The organism is Duganella sp. CF458, from assembly GCF_900113115.1.
Classification (GTDB): domain Bacteria; phylum Pseudomonadota; class Gammaproteobacteria; order Burkholderiales; family Burkholderiaceae_D; genus Rugamonas.
Map to the genome: position 1 here is coordinate 177,482 of NZ_FOOF01000006.1, position 18,535 is coordinate 196,016.

General features: G+C 66.0%; 12 protein-coding genes. 7 read left to right on the top strand and 5 right to left on the bottom strand.

Annotated elements, in window-relative coordinates; all coding sequences use genetic code 11:
* Positions 1-35: 35 nt before the first annotated feature.
* Both BM269_RS11300 and BM269_RS11310 read right to left on the bottom strand, forming a co-directional pair.
* Positions 36-1,019 carry a hypothetical protein gene (locus BM269_RS11300; protein WP_090437115.1) on the bottom strand — a complete coding sequence of 328 codons (984 nt, stop codon included), beginning with the start codon at positions 1,017-1,019 and terminating at the stop codon, positions 36-38.
* A 306-nt stretch (positions 1,020-1,325) separates the two neighbouring features.
* The gene (locus tag BM269_RS11310; RefSeq protein ID WP_090437116.1) at positions 1,326-1,832 is read right to left on the bottom strand and encodes a putative metalloprotease CJM1_0395 family protein; all 507 of its coding nucleotides are present in this window, start codon (positions 1,830-1,832) and stop codon (positions 1,326-1,328) included.
* Between the two features lie 94 nt (positions 1,833-1,926).
* Between BM269_RS11310 and BM269_RS29430 the strand changes: the two genes are divergently transcribed.
* Positions 1,927-2,091 (top strand): hypothetical protein, encoded by a 165-nt coding sequence (locus BM269_RS29430; RefSeq protein ID WP_170860347.1) that lies wholly within the window; start codon positions 1,927-1,929, stop codon positions 2,089-2,091.
* Here the strand turns inward: BM269_RS29430 and BM269_RS11315 are convergent.
* The 3 genes from BM269_RS11315 to BM269_RS11325 all read right to left on the bottom strand — a co-directional run bounded on the left by BM269_RS11315 (position 2,080) and on the right by BM269_RS11325 (position 9,753).
* Positions 2,080-5,835, bottom strand: coding sequence for an AAA family ATPase (locus tag BM269_RS11315; protein WP_090437117.1), 3,756 nt, complete (start codon positions 5,833-5,835; stop codon positions 2,080-2,082). The two genes, BM269_RS29430 and BM269_RS11315, sit on opposite strands and share 12 nt — an antisense overlap.
* On the bottom strand, positions 5,832-7,085 hold the full coding sequence (locus BM269_RS11320) for an exonuclease SbcCD subunit D C-terminal domain-containing protein (protein WP_090437118.1): 1,254 nt from the start codon (positions 7,083-7,085) through the stop codon (positions 5,832-5,834). The genes BM269_RS11315 and BM269_RS11320 overlap by 4 nt, the downstream gene beginning before the upstream one ends.
* Before the next feature lie 67 nt (positions 7,086-7,152).
* Positions 7,153-9,753 (bottom strand): sensor domain-containing diguanylate cyclase, encoded by a 2,601-nt coding sequence (locus tag BM269_RS11325; protein WP_090437119.1) that lies wholly within the window; start codon positions 9,751-9,753, stop codon positions 7,153-7,155.
* Positions 9,754-9,942: 189 nt separating this feature from the next.
* Here BM269_RS11325 and BM269_RS11330 point away from each other — a divergent pair, with 189 nt between their 5' ends.
* The 6 genes from BM269_RS11330 to moaE all read left to right on the top strand — a co-directional run bounded on the left by BM269_RS11330 (position 9,943) and on the right by moaE (position 18,510).
* Positions 9,943-11,211, top strand: coding sequence for a winged helix-turn-helix domain-containing protein (locus BM269_RS11330; protein WP_090437120.1), 1,269 nt, complete (start codon positions 9,943-9,945; stop codon positions 11,209-11,211).
* Positions 11,208-12,200, top strand: coding sequence for a DUF2804 domain-containing protein (locus BM269_RS11335; protein ID WP_090437121.1), 993 nt, complete (start codon positions 11,208-11,210; stop codon positions 12,198-12,200). Before BM269_RS11330 ends, BM269_RS11335 begins: the two co-directional genes overlap by 4 nt.
* A 12-nt stretch (positions 12,201-12,212) precedes the next feature.
* Positions 12,213-14,576 (top strand): bifunctional acetate--CoA ligase family protein/GNAT family N-acetyltransferase, encoded by a 2,364-nt coding sequence (locus BM269_RS11340; protein WP_090437122.1) that lies wholly within the window; start codon positions 12,213-12,215, stop codon positions 14,574-14,576.
* A 105-nt stretch (positions 14,577-14,681) separates the two neighbouring features.
* On the top strand, positions 14,682-15,353 hold the full coding sequence (locus BM269_RS11345; RefSeq protein WP_139232713.1) for a hemerythrin domain-containing protein: 672 nt from the start codon (positions 14,682-14,684) through the stop codon (positions 15,351-15,353).
* An 80-nt stretch (positions 15,354-15,433) separates the two neighbouring features.
* Entirely contained in the window at positions 15,434-18,061 is a 2,628-nt protein-coding gene (locus tag BM269_RS11350; protein WP_090437124.1) for a DUF349 domain-containing protein, read from the top strand.
* Positions 18,058-18,510, top strand: coding sequence for a molybdopterin synthase catalytic subunit MoaE (gene moaE, locus BM269_RS11355; protein ID WP_090437125.1), 453 nt, complete (start codon positions 18,058-18,060; stop codon positions 18,508-18,510). Before BM269_RS11350 ends, moaE begins: the two co-directional genes overlap by 4 nt.
* Positions 18,511-18,535 lie beyond the last annotated feature (25 nt).

Here is an 18,535-nt window from a genome sequence, read left to right on the forward strand (position 1 = left end):
GCGGTTTCGTCAGGAGGCTGCCATTATACGCGGGCTTAGGCGGCCGGCGGTTCCTCAGGGGCGGGGGCGATGGCCGCCGCCGGCGGGTCGACCGGCTCGGCCGCGGCCTGCGGTGGGTCGATTGGTGCTGCCGTGACTTCAGGCGGGTCAATCTGGCTTGCCGCTGGATCGATCTCGTCGCTTGGCGGGTCGATTTCGCCATTGCGGGCGGCTTTGGCGGCATGTGCCAGCTCCGCCGCCTGGCCAGGCTCGGACTGCAGGCGGCCGTACGCCTTGGCCTTGTCGCTGGCATTTGCCGGCAGGTAGCTGTCCAGCGACGATTCCGCGTCGACCAGCTTGAGCAAGCGCATGGTCAGGTTGCCGGCATCGCTTTCCTGGCCTTGTTCGTTTTGCTGCTTGAGGGTGGCGCTGATATTGCGGTCCATCAGGCGGAACAGGTCGGCCAGGCTGCCCGGGAAGTCGATGTCCGGGAATTGCACTTCCGGCAGAGGCATGGCCGGATTCTGGTCGGGTTGGTCCTTGCGGCGCGCCGGCACGCTGGATGCCGCACCGGCGGTCATCGTGGCTTCATACTGGATCTCCACTTCAAAGCTCAACTTGCGGCCATCGGCAGTGGTAATGGTGCCTTTGCCGAGGAAGTGCGAGTTTTCACTCAGGCTGAAACCGAAGGCGTCGGTCACGCCATCGGCGCCTTCGGCATGCAGGGCGCCGGCGGCGAAACTGGCGTTCGATTCCAGCGCGACGGAGTCGAAGGAAATCTTGGCACCCTTGGCATTGTCCCCGAGCAAACTTTTCGCGAAGCTGCCGATCAGGTCCTGGGCCATGTCGATGCTGCGGTTGCCCAGCTGGTCGACGCGCTTTTGCAGGTCGACCGCATTGCTGGACAGGGAAACCGCGCTATCCGAATTCACGTCCCGCACTGCGTTGGCGCGCGAAGGCTTGCTTTCCGCCTGCGAGGTGGCAGGGGATAAGGAAGAGTTCTGGTACTGGCGTGGGCCGATGGAATTCAGAGGGTTCATGATAGGTAACCTTTGGGGGCACTACCCCTGCTACGGCAAGTTTCCGAATTTCTTGAGCTTTATCAATGATGATGAGTCCACAAACCGTTCGATTCCAGGTAGGACTTGACGGCTTCCGGGGCGCCGGTGGCGTGCAGTTTGACTTCGCCGCAGGCGCAGACTCCATAGTACGGCGTTATGTGCGAACACGCAGAAGTTTTCTGCAATGCAACCTTGACTGCTTTGCTGCATTTTGCGCACTTGAACGTGAGGGTGCGTGGGACTTTCAGGAACATGGCCTAGACTCCGGGCAAAAGGACGATTTTATCAGGCAAAGATGTCAATCGTCGCTTGCTTTTCGGAAAGGCCATAACCGCGCTGGACTTCTTGTTGCTTGGCCGAAATCTCCGCCTGCGCTTGCTGCGCCATCTGGCCCGCGCGCGCAGCCACGCTGCGGTCCTGGCCGGACGGATCGGCCGGCGCCAGCGCCGCAGCCTGGATCTGACGTGCCTTGCTGATGGTTTCTTCGGGCGTGCGGCCGGCCGAGGTGTCGATATTGACTTCGCCGCCCACGGCATAGTTCACGCCATTCGGGCCGCGTTGATAGGTGTAGGTGGCGCCGGATGTGGCCAGGCTGCCGGCTGCTGCCAGGTGGGCCTGCTCATGCTGGCGTACCTGGAGGTCGCGCGCCTTGAGCTGGTCGATCTTGGCCCGGTCTTCGGGGGAATATTCCTGCTGGGCTGATTGGGCGCGTTCGCTGCGCGTGGCGTTGCGCGCAGGTGCGCTGGCCTGCGGCGCATAGCTGCTTGACGATGAAATGGCGCCGATTCCCATTTACACATGATAACAAATTGGCGAGCGCTTTCCGTCAACTGGCGCCGACTTCCTGCGTTGAAGGAGTGACCGTCATGACCATGGGAGGTTTACGATGGATAAGTCCACGCAACCAAGCAAGGAAGCAGTGCGCAACTGGCTGCAGTCGCGCCAGGAAGAGCGCCGTCCCTTGCCCGACCCGCAGCAGATCCGCCGCGAGCTGGGATGGGAGATGGTGCGCGTGGAGCAGGACCAGCGCACCTGGCGTTTAGCTGACTGAGACTGCACTGCGACCGTTGGCTGCGGGCTGCACCACGATCCTGGTGGCGATCCGTTCGGTCATTTCCTGTACGTGGGAGATCACTCCCACTTTCCTCCCCATCGACTGCAAGCCATCCAGCGCGTCCATCGCGACGCGCAGGGTTTCCGCGTCCAGGCTGCCGAAGCCTTCGTCGATGAACAGCGATTCCACCCGCACGCGGTTGGACGACAAGGAGGCCAGGCCGAGCGCCATGGCCAGCGAGACCAGGAACGATTCACCGCCGGATAGCGAGTGCACCGAGCGCTTCTCGTCGCCCATATGCAGGTCGCGCACCAGCAGTCCCAGCGAAGGCTGGGCGGGGTTGTCGATGCGCTCGAGCTGGTAGCGCGGCGCCAGTTGCGACAGGTGGGCATTGGCGTAGCCGATCAGCACGTCCAGCGTGAATTGCTGGGCGTAGTTGCGGAATTTCTTGCCGTCGGCCGAACCAATCAGCTCACTCAGCTGGGCCCAGCGGCGTTCCGTTTCCTGTTGGCGGGCGATGTCGGCCAGCAGGGATGCGGCGGCTTTGCGGCGGGCGTCGTCCTGCGCCAGCTGCAGCTTGAGGGACGCGGCGTGGTCGTGCGCTTGCCTGCGCTCTTCCTGCAGGGCCGCCAGGACCTGTTCGAGTTCGGCGGCGCTGGGATGCTCGCCTGGCGGTGCGCTGGCCAGGTGCGCGGCGTGCTGGGTTGCGCGCTCGGCCAGCACTGCTTGGGCGGAGGCCAGCGCCTGGTCCAGCGCCTGGATGCCGGCGCGCTCGTCGCGGATCGCTTGCTGGGAATGGGCGAGCAGGGCGCGCAACGCTTCCAGGCTGTCGATGCCCTGCGACTGGTTGGCGCTGAGCCAGGCTTGCAGGCGGGCGGCGGCGTTTTGCGCGGACGCATCCAGCGCGGCCAGGCGCAGCTTGGCCTGTTCGTGGGCTTCGTCGGCGCGGGTACGTTGTTGGGCGGCCTGCTGGGCCGATTCCTGGCGCGCTTGCAGTGCGGCGCGGGCGGTGTCGATTGCGTTGCGCAGTTCGGCTTCCACCTCGCGCACCGGGCGGCCTTGCCAGAGTGCCTGGCGTTCGGCGGCCGCGGCGTCGCATGCGGCGCGGGCGGCGTCGGCGGCGGCCCGGGTAGCTTGGGCGTGGGCCGCGCAGCGTTCCTGGGTGGCGCGCAATGCCTGCAGTTCGATGGCCATTGCGGCAATTGCAGTGCCACGCTGGTCCGCCGACTGCCGTTGCGCTTGCCATTGCCTGCTTTCGCGTGTGCGTTGTTCATGGAAGCGCGCCGGGCTCTCCTTCCATTCATCCTGCCAGCCGGCGCGTGCCAGCGGCGCGTCGAGCTGGTCGAGCAGGTTGGCAATTTGCACGGCCGTGTCGATCCGCTGTTGGTCCAGGGCGTTGTGCTGTGCGTCGGATTGCGCCAGGGCGGCTTGGGCGGCGGACAGGGCTTGCTGGTGGCGGCTGCATTCGGCGGCGGCCTGCTCGCAGGCCGTCTGCGCCACTTCGCGGGTGCGGGCAGTCTGGCGGTGGGCTTGTTCCAGGCCTTCCAGGGTGCGCAATGCCGCTTGCAGCGCATCTGACTGCGCGCTGAGCCACTGCTGGGCATCATCGCCGCTGGCGGCCTGTGCGGTGTGTCCGGTGTGTTCAGCGTGTTCGGCGAGGGCGGCACGCGCGGTTTGCCAGCGTTGGTGGGCGGTGGCGAGTGCGTTACCGATACCCTGCTGCTCGACGCCGATGGCTGCCAGCTGTTCGAGGCTGGACTGAAGGCGGGTCTGTTGCTCGGTCTCGTGCTTGATATTGCGTTGCAGCTTGTCGCGGCAGTCGTGCACTTCGGCTTGCAGCTGCCCCAGCATGGCGTGCAGCGGGCCGTCCTCATTCCGGTATGGATGTTCATGCGAACCGCAAACGGGGCAGGGAGTGTCGTCCTGCAGCGTAGCGCGCAGCTTTTCAACGCTTTCGCCGGTGGCGGCTTCGGCCAGTTTCAATGAGCGCTCGGCCTGGGTCGATGCGGCGACCAGCGCAAGATTGGCTTGGCGGGCAGCGGCGACTTCGGCCTCGGCGCTGTCGCGGGCGGCCTGCAGTGATGTGCTGCGCATGGCCAGCTCCTGCTGGCGCGCGGCAAGTTGCGCCTTGTCTTGCCAGGCAGCCCCCGCATCGGCCAGCAGTGTGCGGTGCCGGTCCAGTTGCTGGCGCTGCTGCGCCATGCTGTCGGCATCGATGCCGGCAAGTGCTTGAGTGGCTTGCTCGCGCTGGGATTCGGCTTGGCGCAGGCGCTCGGCGGCGGCATCCAGGCTGTTGCGGGCGTGGGTTTCGTCCTGGCGCTGGCGTGCGGCGGCTTGCTGCACCGCGGCCAGCGATTGCGATTGCTGGCCGGCGCGGCTGGCTTGCTGGCCGGCCTGTGCGAACAGGACATCCCAGCGTGCCCAGTCGCGAGCCAGCGCCGCCCAGTGCTCGTGCGCGGCCAGCCATTGCTCGGCGGCTTGCTGCTCGCCGGCGAGCGACTGATGGTGCGCCGCGCGGGCGGCCAGCGCGGCCTGGGCCGAGGTGTCGGCTTGCGCTGCGGTGTCGCGGGCGGCGGCAGCCTGGGATCGGGCCGATTGCAAGGATTCCAGGCGCGTATCGAGTGCCTTGGCCTGATCCAGCAGCGGTGCCGCCGCCTGCTGCGCGCCTTCAGCCAAGGCCAGCGCCACACCGGCCTGCTGGACGTCGTTGGACAGCACCTGCAGCGCCAGGCGGGTGCGTTCGGATTCCTGCTGCGCGAGCGAAATCGTTGCCTGCGTGGCGGAGCGCTCGGCGGCGAGCCGGACTACTTCATCGTCCAGTGCGCGCGCGGGCTGCACGGCATCGAGTTGCGCCAGCACGGCACGGCGTGGCGCTGCGGCGTCGGCTTCGGCCTGTCGTTGCTGCAGATGTTCGCGCGCGTGTTGTATTGCAGTGGCCAAGCGTTCGGCTTGTTGGTGCCAACGCAGGTCCGCTTCAAGCGCCGAGACGCGCTGCGCCGAGGCTTGCAGCGCCGTTTCCGCGCTGTCGGACTGGGCGAGGATGTCGGCCCGCTGTTCGGCCGACAGCGGTTGCTGGTTCGCCAGGCCGGCGCTGAGGGCTTTCAAGGCCAGTTCTTCGGCGCGCCAGCGTTCGAATGCCCGCTTGGAGATTTCGCTGTACACGCTGCTGCCGGTCAGGGTTTCCAGCAGGGTGCCGCGTTCGTCATCCCTGGCCTTCAGGAAAGCCGAGAACTCGTTCTGTGCCAGCAGCACGGCGCGCGTGAACTGGTCGAAGCTCAAGCCGACGCGCTGGACGATTTCCGCCATGACCTCGGTCTTCTTGTGGCCCAGCGGCTGCAGCCCCGGCAGCTTGTGCAGCGCCATGGTGGTTGGCTGCAAGGCGCCGGCAGCCTTGGTGCGGGCGCGCCAGACATTCCAGCGGGCGCGGTAGGATTCGCCGTCATTGCCGACGAAGTCGACTTCGGCCCAGCCTTCGGCGGCGCCCCGGCGCAGCAGGGTGCGCGGATCTTGCGACGACACGGGGTCGCCGACGTCGGGCGTTTTGCCCTCCGCCTTATGCAGGCGCGGGGTGTCGTCGTACAGCGCCAGGCACAAGGCGTCGAGCAAGGTGCTCTTGCCGGCGCCGGTCGGGCCGCTGATGGCGAACAGGCCGGCATCCGCCAGCGGCTGGGCGGTGAAGTCGACCGAGAATTCCTCGGCCAGCGAGGCAAGATTCTTGCCGGCGATGCGCAGCACCCTCATGGCCGCACCAGTTCCGCAAAGGCGGACAGTTGTTCGGGCGGTGCTTCGGTGCCGTAGCGCTGCTGGTAAAGGCGCTTGAAGATGTCGTCCGGCTGCAGGGTGGCCAACTGGTCGAGCGAGAGCGCGGCTTCTTCGAGGGAGGCGCGGGCGACGCTGGAAGTGTCGATCTTCGCCAGGCGCACCGGCTTGCCTTGCAAGGCTTCCTCGATGGCGGCGCGCAGGCCCGGCTCGGGCGCGCCCAGCCTGATGCGCACTTCGAGCAGCGGCTGCTGTTCCAGCGGCACATCCGGCAGCTCCAATGCGGCCAGGGCGGCCTTCACTTCGTCCAGCGGGGCCGGTTTTAGCGGCACGCGCAGCAGTTGCACGGCGCGCGGGATCGGCAGGGCGCTGATCTCGCCGACCTGCGCGCCTTGCAGGTCGATGCGCAAAACCTGGTGTGGATAGCCGGTCTCGGCGAAGGACAGCGGAATCGGGCTGCCGCAGTAGCGGATATGGGCGTGCGGCCCCACCTGCTGGGCAAGGTGCAAGTGGCCCAGCGCAGCGTAGGCAATCGGCGGCGGGAAGATGCCTGTAGGGAGCATCTCGGTGCCGCCGATCACGATGCGGCGCTCGGAATCGGCCGACATGGTGCCGTTGACCATATGGCAGTGGCCCATGGCCACGATGGCCTGGCCCTCGACGGCGCGCGCCCCGGCCAGCTCCAGCGCATGGCGGTACAACTCCGCAATGCCGGTGAGATAGGGATCGGCTGGCGGCGCAGCGTGCGCGTCGCCATCGACGCCTTCCGCCGGGGGCGGGCGCGGAACGTCGCCATGGCGCAGGAAGGGCACGGCGAGAACCCAGGCGGCAACGGCGCCGTTCTTGGCGGTCAGCGGCACCAGCATGCGTTCCATGGCGATATTGCCGTCGGCGTCGCGGTGCGGGTAGCCGATCACGGTGGTGCCGTGCAGCTCCAGCAAGGGCCCGGGCGCTTCCAGGCGGCCGGGCGAATCGTGGTTGCCTGCAATGATGACAATATCGAGCTGCGGCGCCCGGGCGCGGGCCTGCTGCAGGAAGGTGTAGAGCTGGCGCTGCGACGCTGCGGACGGATTGGCGTTGTCGAAAACGTCGCCGGCCACCAGCAGGGCATCGGCCTGCTCGGACACGATGGTATCGAGCAGCCAGTCCAGGAAGCGCTGGTGCTCGTAGTAGCGGTCAAAATTATGCAGCGATTGGCCAAGGTGCCAATCGGAAGTGTGCAGCAGGCGCATGAAATGTAAAGCAGGGCGTGGGAAGCGCAAATATAGCGCAAACGGCAGGTGGATGTCTTGATCCCGGTCAGGCCGCGTTCGGCGAGCGCAGCTCCGGCAACGGCACGCCGCTGCGGAAGGTGTTGCGGCCGGCCTGTTTGGCTTCATACAGGAGCAAATCGGCCCGTTTCAACAATTCGGCCGGGCTGACGTCCTCGTCGCGGTAATAAGTCAGGCCTATGCTGGTGGAGACATTTGCCATGATGCCATCGAGCTCGAACGGCTGCTGCATGGCATGCACGATCTTGGAGGCGGTGACAGCGGCATCATCGGGTTTCGAGAGGTGGTCCATGACGATGGTGAATTCGTCCCCACCCAGGCGCGCCACGGTGTCGCTGGCGCGTACCGTATTGGACAGGCGCGCCGAGAATGCCTTGAGCAGCGCGTCGCCGACCGCATGGCCGTAAGTGTCGTTGACCGGCTTGAAGCGGTCGATGTCGAGGTACATGACCGCCATCAGTGCGCCGCTTTCGCGGCATGCCACCATGCTCTCGTTCAGTTTTTGCAGGAAGCCGGCACGGTTAGTCAGCCCGGTCAGCGCGTCGACCTGGGACAGCCGCAGCAAGCGCTGTTTCTCGCGCTTTTGCGCGGTCACATCCTGCCGCATGACGTGGAAGCCGATCACGGTGATGCCGTCCTCGTCCAGCTGCGGGATGTAGACCACGTCGTAGGTGCGCAGGTAGCCGCCCGTGTCGTCTTCTTCCTCGAAGGTCAGGGTTTCGCCGCGCAGCACGCGCGCAATGTAGGGCTGCAGCAGGGCGTAGCGTTTGTCGCCCACGGTCTCCTGCACCGTGCGGCCGGTCACTTGCAGGCCGCTCTTGCTGAATTCGCGCTCATAAGCGAGGTTGTGGAATCGGTAGATTTCCTCGAAATCGACGTAGGCGATCATGGCCGGCAGCGTGTCGGCGATGGTGCGCAGGCGCGCCTCGCTTTCGCGCAGGGCCATCACGGATTTGCGCACCAGCGTGATGTCGTCCAGTGTGCCGACGTAGCCGGCGATCGCGTCGTCGATCACGATCGGCGCCACCTTGATCGAGGTCCAGACGACCTTGCCGTCAGGGTGCACGCAGCGCAGGGTTTCCTGGAAGGCCTGGCGGGTGGTGTTCAGGTGGCGCAGCGATGCGCGCAGCATGTCGCGGTCGTTCGGATGCACGGCACTGAACCAGCCATCGCCCAGCGCCGTGTCGCGCGCCATGCCGGTGATCGCTTCGAAGGTGCGGTTGACATAGGTGCATTTGCCATCCTTGTCGGCCCGCACCAGGCCGAGCGGCGAGGCGTCGTTGACGGCCTGCAGCTCCGCCTGGTTGCGCCGCACCGCCATTTCGGACCCTTTGCGTTCCGTGATGTTGCGCGCCGTCACAGCGACGCCGTCCTCGATGGCGACAATCTGGTGGCGCAGCCAAAGCTGTTCACCGAAGACGGTCGATTCGAATTCCTCTTCCAGCGGCTCGCCGGTCCGCATCACGCCCAGGCATTTGTCGAACAGGCCCTCGCTATGCCAATGCGGCAGCATGTCCCCCATGCGCTTGCCCAGCGCCTCGTCGGCGGGGTGGCCGAGAACGCGTGCGCCGCGCTCGTTGACGTCGACCAGGATGAAGTCGGTGATCTCGCTGCCGCTGCCGCCGGCACGGCAGGCCTTGATCAGGAACAGCGCGTCCAGGCTGGCGTCGACGGCCGCGTGCAGCTTTTCGCGCGCGTAAGTGGCCTCGCGGGTGCTTTCCCGCAGGCGCCGCGCCTGCCGCGTCAGCAGGAAGCTAAACACCAGCACCACCACCGAAACGATGGCGGTGACGCCGAAATACAGCCGCCGCTGGCTATAATACTTGGCCAGCGCGTGCGCCTTCGCATCGCCCACCACGGCCGTCAGCGAATAGCGCGGCATGTCGCGGAAGCCATAGATGCGCTCCGTCTTGTCGATCGGGGTCTTGAGCAGCAGTTCTTCCGGCAGGTTGACCGGGTCGGCCGGCGCCACATAGTCGACGGTGTCGGTGATGAAGAGCTTTTCGTCGATGCGGCCGATGGCAAGGGCGGTATCGCGGCTGATCAGCATGACCAGGCCGCCCTCGTCCACATGCATGCGGTCGTAATCCTCGACGAAGTAGGCGGGATCGATCATCAGCACGATCGCCCCCGCGAACTTGCCGGCCTTGTCGTCCAGGCGGCGCGCGATCTGGATCTGCCACTTCTTCGTGATCGGCTCCACCATCGGGTTGGTGACCAGGGCCGCGTCGCCGGCAGTCGTGGAGAGCGACTTGAAGTAGCCCTGGTTGGCGGAATTGGGCGGGAAGGCGCCATGCATGCTGTCGACCAGCGTGCCGTTGGCGTCGATCAGCGCGATCGGCAACTCGAGGCGGGCCGGCATGACGGAGTCCAGCAAGCCGCCACGCTTGCTGAATTCGGGCAGGCGCAAGGCGCCGTTGGTTTCCTCGTATTTGAGCTTGAAAAGCTGGGTGGCATGATCCGCCTGGCGCAGCAGGTGGCCGGAGTGTTCGGCCAGGGTGCGCGCCAGCGAATGGCTATGCTGGACCGCGTCGTAATGCGCGCTTTCGGCGTCCTGCTTGAGCTGGTAGAACACGTCGGCCCACATCATCACCAGCAATACCAGCGTGAAAGAGGGCAGCAGTATCATGCGATACAGCTTGCGGAAAACCTGACGGGCGGTTGACGTTGGCACAGGCTTATTTTGCACGCAAACCCCGTCAGTGGGGACAAAAAAACGGCACCATGCTGCCTTGCCGCCACCATCCTCTGCAAATTGCCGGGAAATACTGTCAATTCGCTATTAGAATAGGCGTTCAATCCCTTTAGGAATCGAGTCTTGACCGAACTGAATCTCACCCTCGCCGCGGCACGTGCCTTGCACCTGGCGGCGCAGGGCTTGCTGCAGCCGCGCCGGCGCAAGGCGCAGAAGGCCGATGTGCTGGAGGCGATCCGCAGCATGGGCGTGCTGCAGATCGACACCATCCACGTGGTGGCGCGCAGTCCCTACCTGGTGTTGTGGAGCCGCCTGGGCGACTATCCCCAGCCCTGGCTGGAAGAGCACCTGGCCGAAGGCGCCTTGTTCGAGTATTGGGCGCATGAAGCTTGTTTCGTACCGATTGAGGACTACCGCCTGCTGCGCCATCGCATGGTCGACCCGAGTGCGATGGGATGGAAGTATTCAGTGAGCTGGATGAAGGAGCGGCGCGCCGACGTCGATCGCGTGCTGCAGCATATCCGCAGCAATGGGCCGGTGCGCTCGGCCGATTTCGAGCGTACCGAGGGCAAGGGCGCCGGCTGGTGGGAGTGGAAGCCGGAGAAGCGCTCGCTGGAAGTGCTGTTCACCGCAGGCGAATTGATGATCGCGCGCCGCCATAACTTCCAGCGCGTGTACGACCTGGCCGAACGCGTGTTGCCGGGCTGGGATGATAGCCAGATGCCCGATATGGACGAAACGCGGCGCGAACTGGCGCTCAAATCGGTGCGCGCCCTGGGCCTGGCCCGCAGCGCCTGGGTGGCCGACTATTACCGCAGCAAGCCGCCGCGTCCCGACCTGGAAGCGCTGGCCGACGAAGGCCTGTTGCTGCGCGCCCGCGTCGACGGCTGGAAAGACACCGTCTACGTCCACCGCGACCTGGCCGACCTGGCGCGGGCGGCCGCCAACGGCAGCCTGTCGCCGACCCTGACCACCGTCCTGTCGCCGTTCGACCCGGTGGTTTGGGACCGCCGCCGCGCCGTCGACCTGTTCGACTTCGACTACCGCCTGGAATGCTACACACCGGCCGACAAGCGCCGCTATGGCTACTTCACGCTGCCGGTCCTGCGCCGCGGCGCGCTGGTGGGGCGCATTGATGCCAAAGCGCACCGCCGCGGCGGCATGTTCGAGCTAAAGAACGTGGTGCTGGAGCCGGGCGCCCGTGTGACCGACCGCTTCGTGCGCGACGTTGCAGGCGCGGTGCAGCGCCTGGCGAACTGGCACGGCTGCCCGCAGGTGCAGGTGCAGGCCGGCGAGCCGCCGCAATTCGCCACCGCACTGCAGGCGGAACTGGATGGGCAGGGAGTCGCGCAGGGAGTCGCGCAGGGAGTCGCGCAGGGAGTCGAACCATGATATTGGCCCCGGCACCGCAACGCGTGGTTGGCGCCGACGGCAAGCCCCTGCTGGGCCGCTTCTCCGGCGCGACCGAATCCTTCGACTGGCACTTGCTGGCAGGCGAGCATGCGCGCAGCAGCCTGTGGCGCCGCTTCCACCACAAGAAATGGCATTACGTGTCGCTGGTTTCGGAACAGGTGATGGCGGCGGTTGCCATCGTCGACCTGGGCTGGACCAGTACCTGCTTCGCCTATGTCTTCGACCGCACAGACAGCGACATGATGGCCAATTTCTCGCAAGACGGCCTGCCGGGCAGGATGTCGGTCGGCGTCGGCGGGCACGCGGGCGCCGCCAGCTGGTTTCGTACGCGCGGCACCCGGATCGGCATCGAGCCGCTGGAAGGCGAAAGGTACCAATTGACGGTGCGCTGCCCCTACATGGAAATCGACGCCGAATTCGGCCCGCCGATCGCGCCGCTGCTGCTGGCTACCGGCCCGGTGCAGGGCGGGGCGCTGCACGGGACGCAAAAGTCGCCCGGCATGCCCTTGACCGGAGAGATACGCACCTTCCGCGACGAATACAAGCTCGATGGCGGCGTCGCCAGTTTCGATTACTCGAACGGTTTGCTGGCGCGCGAGACGTCCTGGCGCTGGGCCTCCGGCCATAATCTGGAAATGGGCTTCAACCTGCAATCGGGTTATTTCGGCGGCCATGAAAATGCGCTCTGGATCGATGGCGAAGTGGTGCCGCTGGCTCCAGCGCATTTCATCTTCGACCCGCACGACCCGATGCAGCGCTGGCACATCTTCACCGAAGACGACCAACTGGAGCTGTTCTTCACGCCGGAGGGCGCGCGCCGCCAGGACCGCAACCTGCTGGTGGCGGCCAGCCGCTACATCCAGCCGGTGGGCCAGTTCAGCGGCTGGGTGCGCAGCGCGCCGGACGGCCCGAAACGCATCGTCACGCAGCTGGCAGGCGTGACCGAGGACCACTATTCACGCTGGTAGGAGAGCGCCGTCATGAGCATCAGGAATATGGACAGCCTGTTCGAGCCCGGCTCGGTGGCCATCTTCGGCGCCTCGCTGCGGCCCGACCGCATGGGCACCCAGGTGATGAACAATATGGCCGAAAGCGGCTTTGCCGGCGCGATCTGGCCGGTCAATCCGAAATACGAGCAGTTGCGCGGCATTCCCTGCTACGCGCGCCTGTCGGCCTTGCCGCGCGCGCCGGACCTGGCCATCATTTGCACGCCGCCCGACACGGTCCCGGGCCTGATTGCAGACCTGGGAGCCCGGGGCACGCGCGGCGCCATCATCCTGACGCCGGTCGGCGACACCGTTCGCCAGCAGATCATGCGCGCCGCGCGCCCGTACCTGCTGCGCATCCTGGGGCCGGGCGGCATCGGCCTGGTGGCGCCGCTGGCGGGCTTGAACGCCAGCGCGGCCCATGCCGGCGCCAAGCCGGGCAAGACCGCCTTCATTTCCCAGTCGGCGACCGTGATGACAGCGGTGCTGGACTGGGCGCAGCAGCACGGCATCGGCTTCTCGCGCGTGGTATCGGTGGTGGAGGGCGGCGACATCGACCTGGGCGACATGCTGGACTACCTGGCCGAAGACGACGACACCAGCGCCATCATCATGCACCTTGAATCGGTCACTTGCGCGCGCAAGTTCATTTCCGCCGCCCGCCTGGCCGCGCGCAGCAAGCCGGTGGTGGTGCTGAAGGCAGGCCGCAGCGGCGACGACAAGGTCTACGACGCCGTGATCCACCGTGCCGGCATGTTGCGCGTGTATTCATCGGCCGACCTGTTTGACGCGGTGGAAACGGTGGCGCGCGCAAGGCCTACGCGCGGCACGCGCCTGGCCATCATGAGCAATGGCAGCGGCACCGGCAAGCTGGCGGCCGACGCCCTGCAATACGTGCACGGCAAGCTGGCGCAATTTTCGCCCGATACCGGCAAGCGCCTGCGCAACGAACTGCCGCAAGGGCTGTTGCTGGCCAATCCGATCGACATTGGCGGCGAAGCGAGCGCCGAGCGCCATGTCGCCGTGGCGAGCGCCTTGCTGGCCGACCCTGGTGCGGATGCGTTGCTGATAGTGCACGCGCCGTCCTCCGCCGCAGCCAGCACCGGCGTGGCACAGGCTTTGGCGCCGTTGCTGCGCCAGAGCGGGCGCAGCGTACTTTCCTGCTGGCTGGGCGGTGCTTCGGTGGCGGGCGCACGGCAAGTGTTTGCCGATGCCGGCCTGCCAAGCTACGACACCCCGGAAAAAGCCGTGCGTGCCTACAGCCAGGTGGTGCAGTACGCGCGCAACCAGGCCTTGCTGATAGAAGTGCCGGGCCAGGTGCCCGCGCATTCGGTGCCGGAGCGCCAGTCCGCGCGCAACCTGGTGCAGTCCGCGCGCGCCGCCGGCCACGCCGAACTGGCACCGGCCGAGCTGGCAGCCGTGCTGGCGGCTTACGGCCTGCCGCTGGCAGGCGAGCCGGCCGGCGGCAATGTGCAGCAGCTGCGCATAGCCATGCAGGTCGACCCGGTGTTCGGCCCTGCCATCAGCGTCGGCCTGGGCGGCAGCGCTGGCCGCGTGGTGGACGACCGCGCCGTCGGCCTGCCACCCTTGAACACGGTGCTGGCGCGCGACATGCTGAGGCGTACCGGCGTCGGCCGCGCCCTGGTCGACGAGCGCGAAATCCTGTGCGGCGCGCTGGTGCACGTCGCCGAACTGGTGGCCGACATCGGCGAAATCGCCGCGCTGGAAGTCGATCCCGTCACCGTGGTGGACGGTGTGCTGCAAGTGCACGGCGCGCGCGCCACGCTCGGCCCGCGCCGTGCCGAAAGCAGCATGGCGATCCGCCCCTATCCGCAGGAACTGGAGCAGGAAATCCGGTGGCAAGGCGCACCGTTGTTATTGCGCCCGATCCGTCCGGAGGACGCGCCAGCCCATGTGCGTTTCTTCAGCCGGCTGGACCCCGACGACGTGCGCCTGCGCTTCTTCTCGGCGATGAAGGAATTGCCGCCGACCCAGCTGGCGCGCCTGACCCAGATCGACTACGACCGCGCCATGGCGTTCATCGCCACCCGCAGCGGCGCGGACGGCCAGCCGGAAACGCTGGGCGTGGTACGGGCAGTGGCCGACCCGGATAACCAAAAAGCGGAGTTCGCGATCATCGTACGTTCCGATCTGAAAGGCAAAGGATTGGGAAATATCCTGTTCCAGAAATTGCTTGACTATTTCCGTAGCCGCGGGACACGTGAAATCACCGGCGAAGCGTTGTCGGAGAATATCGGAATGCAACAACTGATGCGACGATTTGGCGGAACCGTGACGGCATCGCAAGAAGCTGGTATGGTTGATCTTCGCCTTGCGCTAGATTTGAAAACCTCCTAAATTGGGGAGGGCGCGCGACGTTACATTGATATACGTCAAAGCGAACCTGTCGGGCTAATTTACACTTGTACTTCCGTTTCCGCGTAGCGATATTTGGGAGCAAGAATGTTAACGGCCACATACACCTTAGTTGCGCTATCCGTTGAACAGGCTAACGTGCGCCTTAGCCTGCTGTCGTTTCAAAAATACGTGCAATCGACGCTGTTGCATCAACAGCGTTTGAGCCTCTCCCAGCTTGAATATGCTTGTGAAACCCTGGAACGCCTGTACCAGGCCTGCCATTGGCGCAAGATCGAGCTGTACCTGATTCCCGCGCTGCAAAATGCGACGGAGCAAGCCAATCAGTTGCTGGACGAGCTGAGCCGATTGAACCAGTCCGCCTTGTCGGTGATCCGGCAGTTGCAGGCGGAACTCGATTCGGCGGTGGAGTGCAGTGAACAGCAAGTGAGGGAAATTTGCGAATCGATCGAGACTTTCTGCACGGTGCTGCTGCAGCGCCTGGAGAAAGAGGAAAAGGAATTGTTTGCGATTGCCCGCGCTACCATCGGTGGCGAAGCGTGGTTCGATATCGCCAACAAGTTCCTGGCCCATGATGCTCAAGTGGTGGAAGCGCGCCGCGTGCCGGCCTCCGCCGAAAAAGACAGGAAAGCCTTGTCGCAAGCCAAGCAGGTGCGTGCCTCCCTGCAGGAAGAAGACCGGGTCGTGGTTCCTGTGCCGAAGCTGCGCTACCACCGGCGTACGCGTTCGGCCCATCGCGCCGCTGCGGATACGGCCTGAACACGCCGTGCCCGCATTCGCCGCCCCTGCCGGGCGGCGCTGCGCTATGATGGTGGTTTTGATCCATTCATAGCACAACTATGTTTGAGTTCCTTTTCAAGCAGCAGGCCAGCCAGGCCAGCGTTGCCGGCCAGCCGAGCGCCGGCGGGTCGCAGGCGCCGCTCGGTACTCCCGCAGAACGCCGCGCGGCGCAAGCCGCGCTGGCCCGCAATCTCGCGGGCGACGAGGCTGCGGCGGTTGAGCTCATCCTGAACAGTGAATTTGCCGACGTGCGGCTGGCGGCCGCCGAGCATGTCGTGTCCCAGGATGCATTGGAGAAAGTGCAGCATGCGGTACGCAACTCGGACCGCCGCGTGGCCAAGCTGGTGCAGGGACGGCTCGATGCGATCCGGCACGTGCAGGCCGAGCAGAAGCAAGCGCAGGCCTGTATTGCTCTCGCGCAGCGTTTGTTGGCGGATGAAAAGCTGACACCCAACCTGGTGGCTGACCTGGACCGCCAATGGAAGGTGGTCGATGCGGCGCCGACGGCAGCGGCTGAATTTGCCCACGTGCGCAATGCGCTGGCCGAGCGCCTCGAAGCCCAGGTGTCCTTGCAACGGGCCATGATCGATGCGCTGGCAGCCTTGCGCAAGCATCCCGATGCCGGCGAACTGGAGCGCCTGGCCAGGGAACACGAAGACCACCTGGCCTCCCCTGAGCGCGGTTCGTTGCCGCGCCATCTGCTGAACGATTTCGATGCCACGTTCGCGGCCGAGCGCGCCGTGCGGCAGCCGGCAGCGCGCGCTGCGCCTGCTGCGCCTGCCGCGCCTGCCGTGGCGCCAGCGCCGTCCGCAGCGGCTGCCGCAGCAGCCGAACCCGCAGGCGCCAAGGGCGCGGATACGGCGGGGCAGGATCATGCCGCAGCGGCGCCGGCGGCCGGCACGGCAACGCCACCCCGGAGCGAAGCGCTCGCACGTGCCGACGGCCACGACCCCGCTGCCGCCCGCCAGGCGCGCCCGCAAAAAGAAAAACACAAGCCATCGCCTGCCGAGCAGGAGGCCAACCGTCACTTCATGGACATGGTCGAAGCGATGGAGGCAGCGCTGTCGCAGGGCCAGCTGCATATTGCCGCAGAGCATGACAAGACGCTCAAGGACAGCAAGACCGGGCGCCTGTCGCCGGCCCAGGCCGAGCGCCTGGCCCATGTACGGGCCGACCTGAAGCGACTGAGCGACTGGGCGCGCTGGGGCGGCAACGTGTCGCGCGAAGAACTGGTGCACGCCGTGGAAAGCCTGCCGGCCGAAGGGCTGGGCATGAGCGAACTGGCCAAGAAGGTCGGCAGCATGCGCGAACGCTGGAAATCGCTGGACGGCGTGTCCGGCGCCGCGCCCAAGTCGCTGTGGGAAAAATTCGATGCCGCCTGCACTGCCGCCTACGCGCCGGCTGCTGCCCATTTCAGGCACCTGGCGGACGAACGCCACGCCAATGCGGCAAAAGCGCAACAATTGGTTGACGAAGCGAATGCCCTGATCGCCCGCGACACCGCCCAATTGGAAGCGGCCGGCGGCGTCCAGGTCGACCGGGAAGAATCCGCCTCCGGCAACTTGCCGCATACGCACGACTGGCGAACGCTGGCATCGTCGACGCAGCGCCTGCGCCAGGCCTGGAGCCGTCTTGGCACCATCGATCGCAAGGACAAGAAGCGCCTGGACGGCGCCTTCAACAAGGCGATGGATGCCCTGATGGCGCCACTCGACTCGCAGCGCAAGATCGAAGTGGCGCGCCGTGAGCAATTGATCGAGGAAGTCGGCAAACTCAATCCGCTGGAGCGCCACACCATCGACACCTTGCGCCGCTTGCAGGAATCCTGGCAGGGCCACGCCCGCGCCTTGCCATTGGAGCGCAAGACCGAGCAGGCGCTGTGGCAAAAATTCCGCGCCGCCTGCGACCAGATTTTCGCCAGGCGCAAGGAACACGCCCATGCCGCCGATCATGAACGCAAGGCCCACCTGCATGCGCGCGAAGCGATTTGCGCCGGACTGGAATCGGCCGCCTTCGAGGGCGACGACAAGGCCGTGCTGGCCGCCATCGGCAAGACGCTGAAAGAGGCCGCCGCCGCATGGCATGGCGCCGGCGTGGTGCCGCGCGCCAGCGAGCAGAAGATCGACCAGCGCTACCGCGCCGCTGTCGGCGCCCTGCAATCGCAGGCGGACGCCATCCGCAAGCGCGCGGGCGCGGCCCAGGCCAACGCCCTGCGTGAAAAACTGCGCCTGGTGCAGGCCCTGGAGAGTGCGCTGGCAAGTGCGCTGGCCGAGGCCGGCGACATCGATAGCGCCGGCTGGAGCAGCCAATGGCAAGCCCTGCCAGTCTTGCCGGCCGAGCAGGAACGCACGCTGCGCAGCCGCTTCGAGGCGGCACTGAAAGCAGCCGGGGAGGGCGCCGCGGCGCGCGCCGCCTACGCCGGCCAACTGGAAACCAACCGTCAACGCCTGCTGTCCGAAGTGCTGCGCCTCGAAATCGTGGCCGGCATCGACAGCGGCGCCGAATTTGCGAAAGACCGATTGAAAATGCAGGTGGAAGTATTGCAGTCCTCCCTCAAGTCCGGCCAGAAGCCGGCCAGCCACGCCGCCCAGTTCCTTGCCCTGTGTGCCATGCCCGCATTGGTGGACGCACGCACTGCCAGCCGCATCGAGCAGCTGTTCCGCAAGATTGGCGCGGAGGGCAAATGACCGAAGTACGCATTCAGACAGCAGACTTCGACCTGTCGCAAGAAGTGGCGCAACTGCGCGCCGGCAACGCCAAAGTTGGCGCTATAGTCAGCTTCGTCGGCACGGTGCGCGACCTCAACGAGGGCGCCTGCGTGGCCGAGATGGAGCTGGAGCATTACCCCGGCATGACCGAGCAGTCGATCCAGGCCATCATCGACCAGGCCAAGGCCCGCTGGCCGATTGATGGAGCGCTGGTCATCCACCGTGTCGGGCCGCTCAAACCGATGGACCAGATCGTACTGGTGGCGGTCACTTCGCCACACCGTGGCGAGGCATTCTCGGCTTGCGAATTCATCATCGATTATCTCAAGACCGAGGCGCCATTCTGGAAGAAGGAACAGACGCCCGAGGGTGCCCGCTGGGTGGATGCGCGCAGCAGTGATGACGAAGCGTTGCGGAAATGGACTTGAACGGCGGGCCTTGAAAACTGTCAAC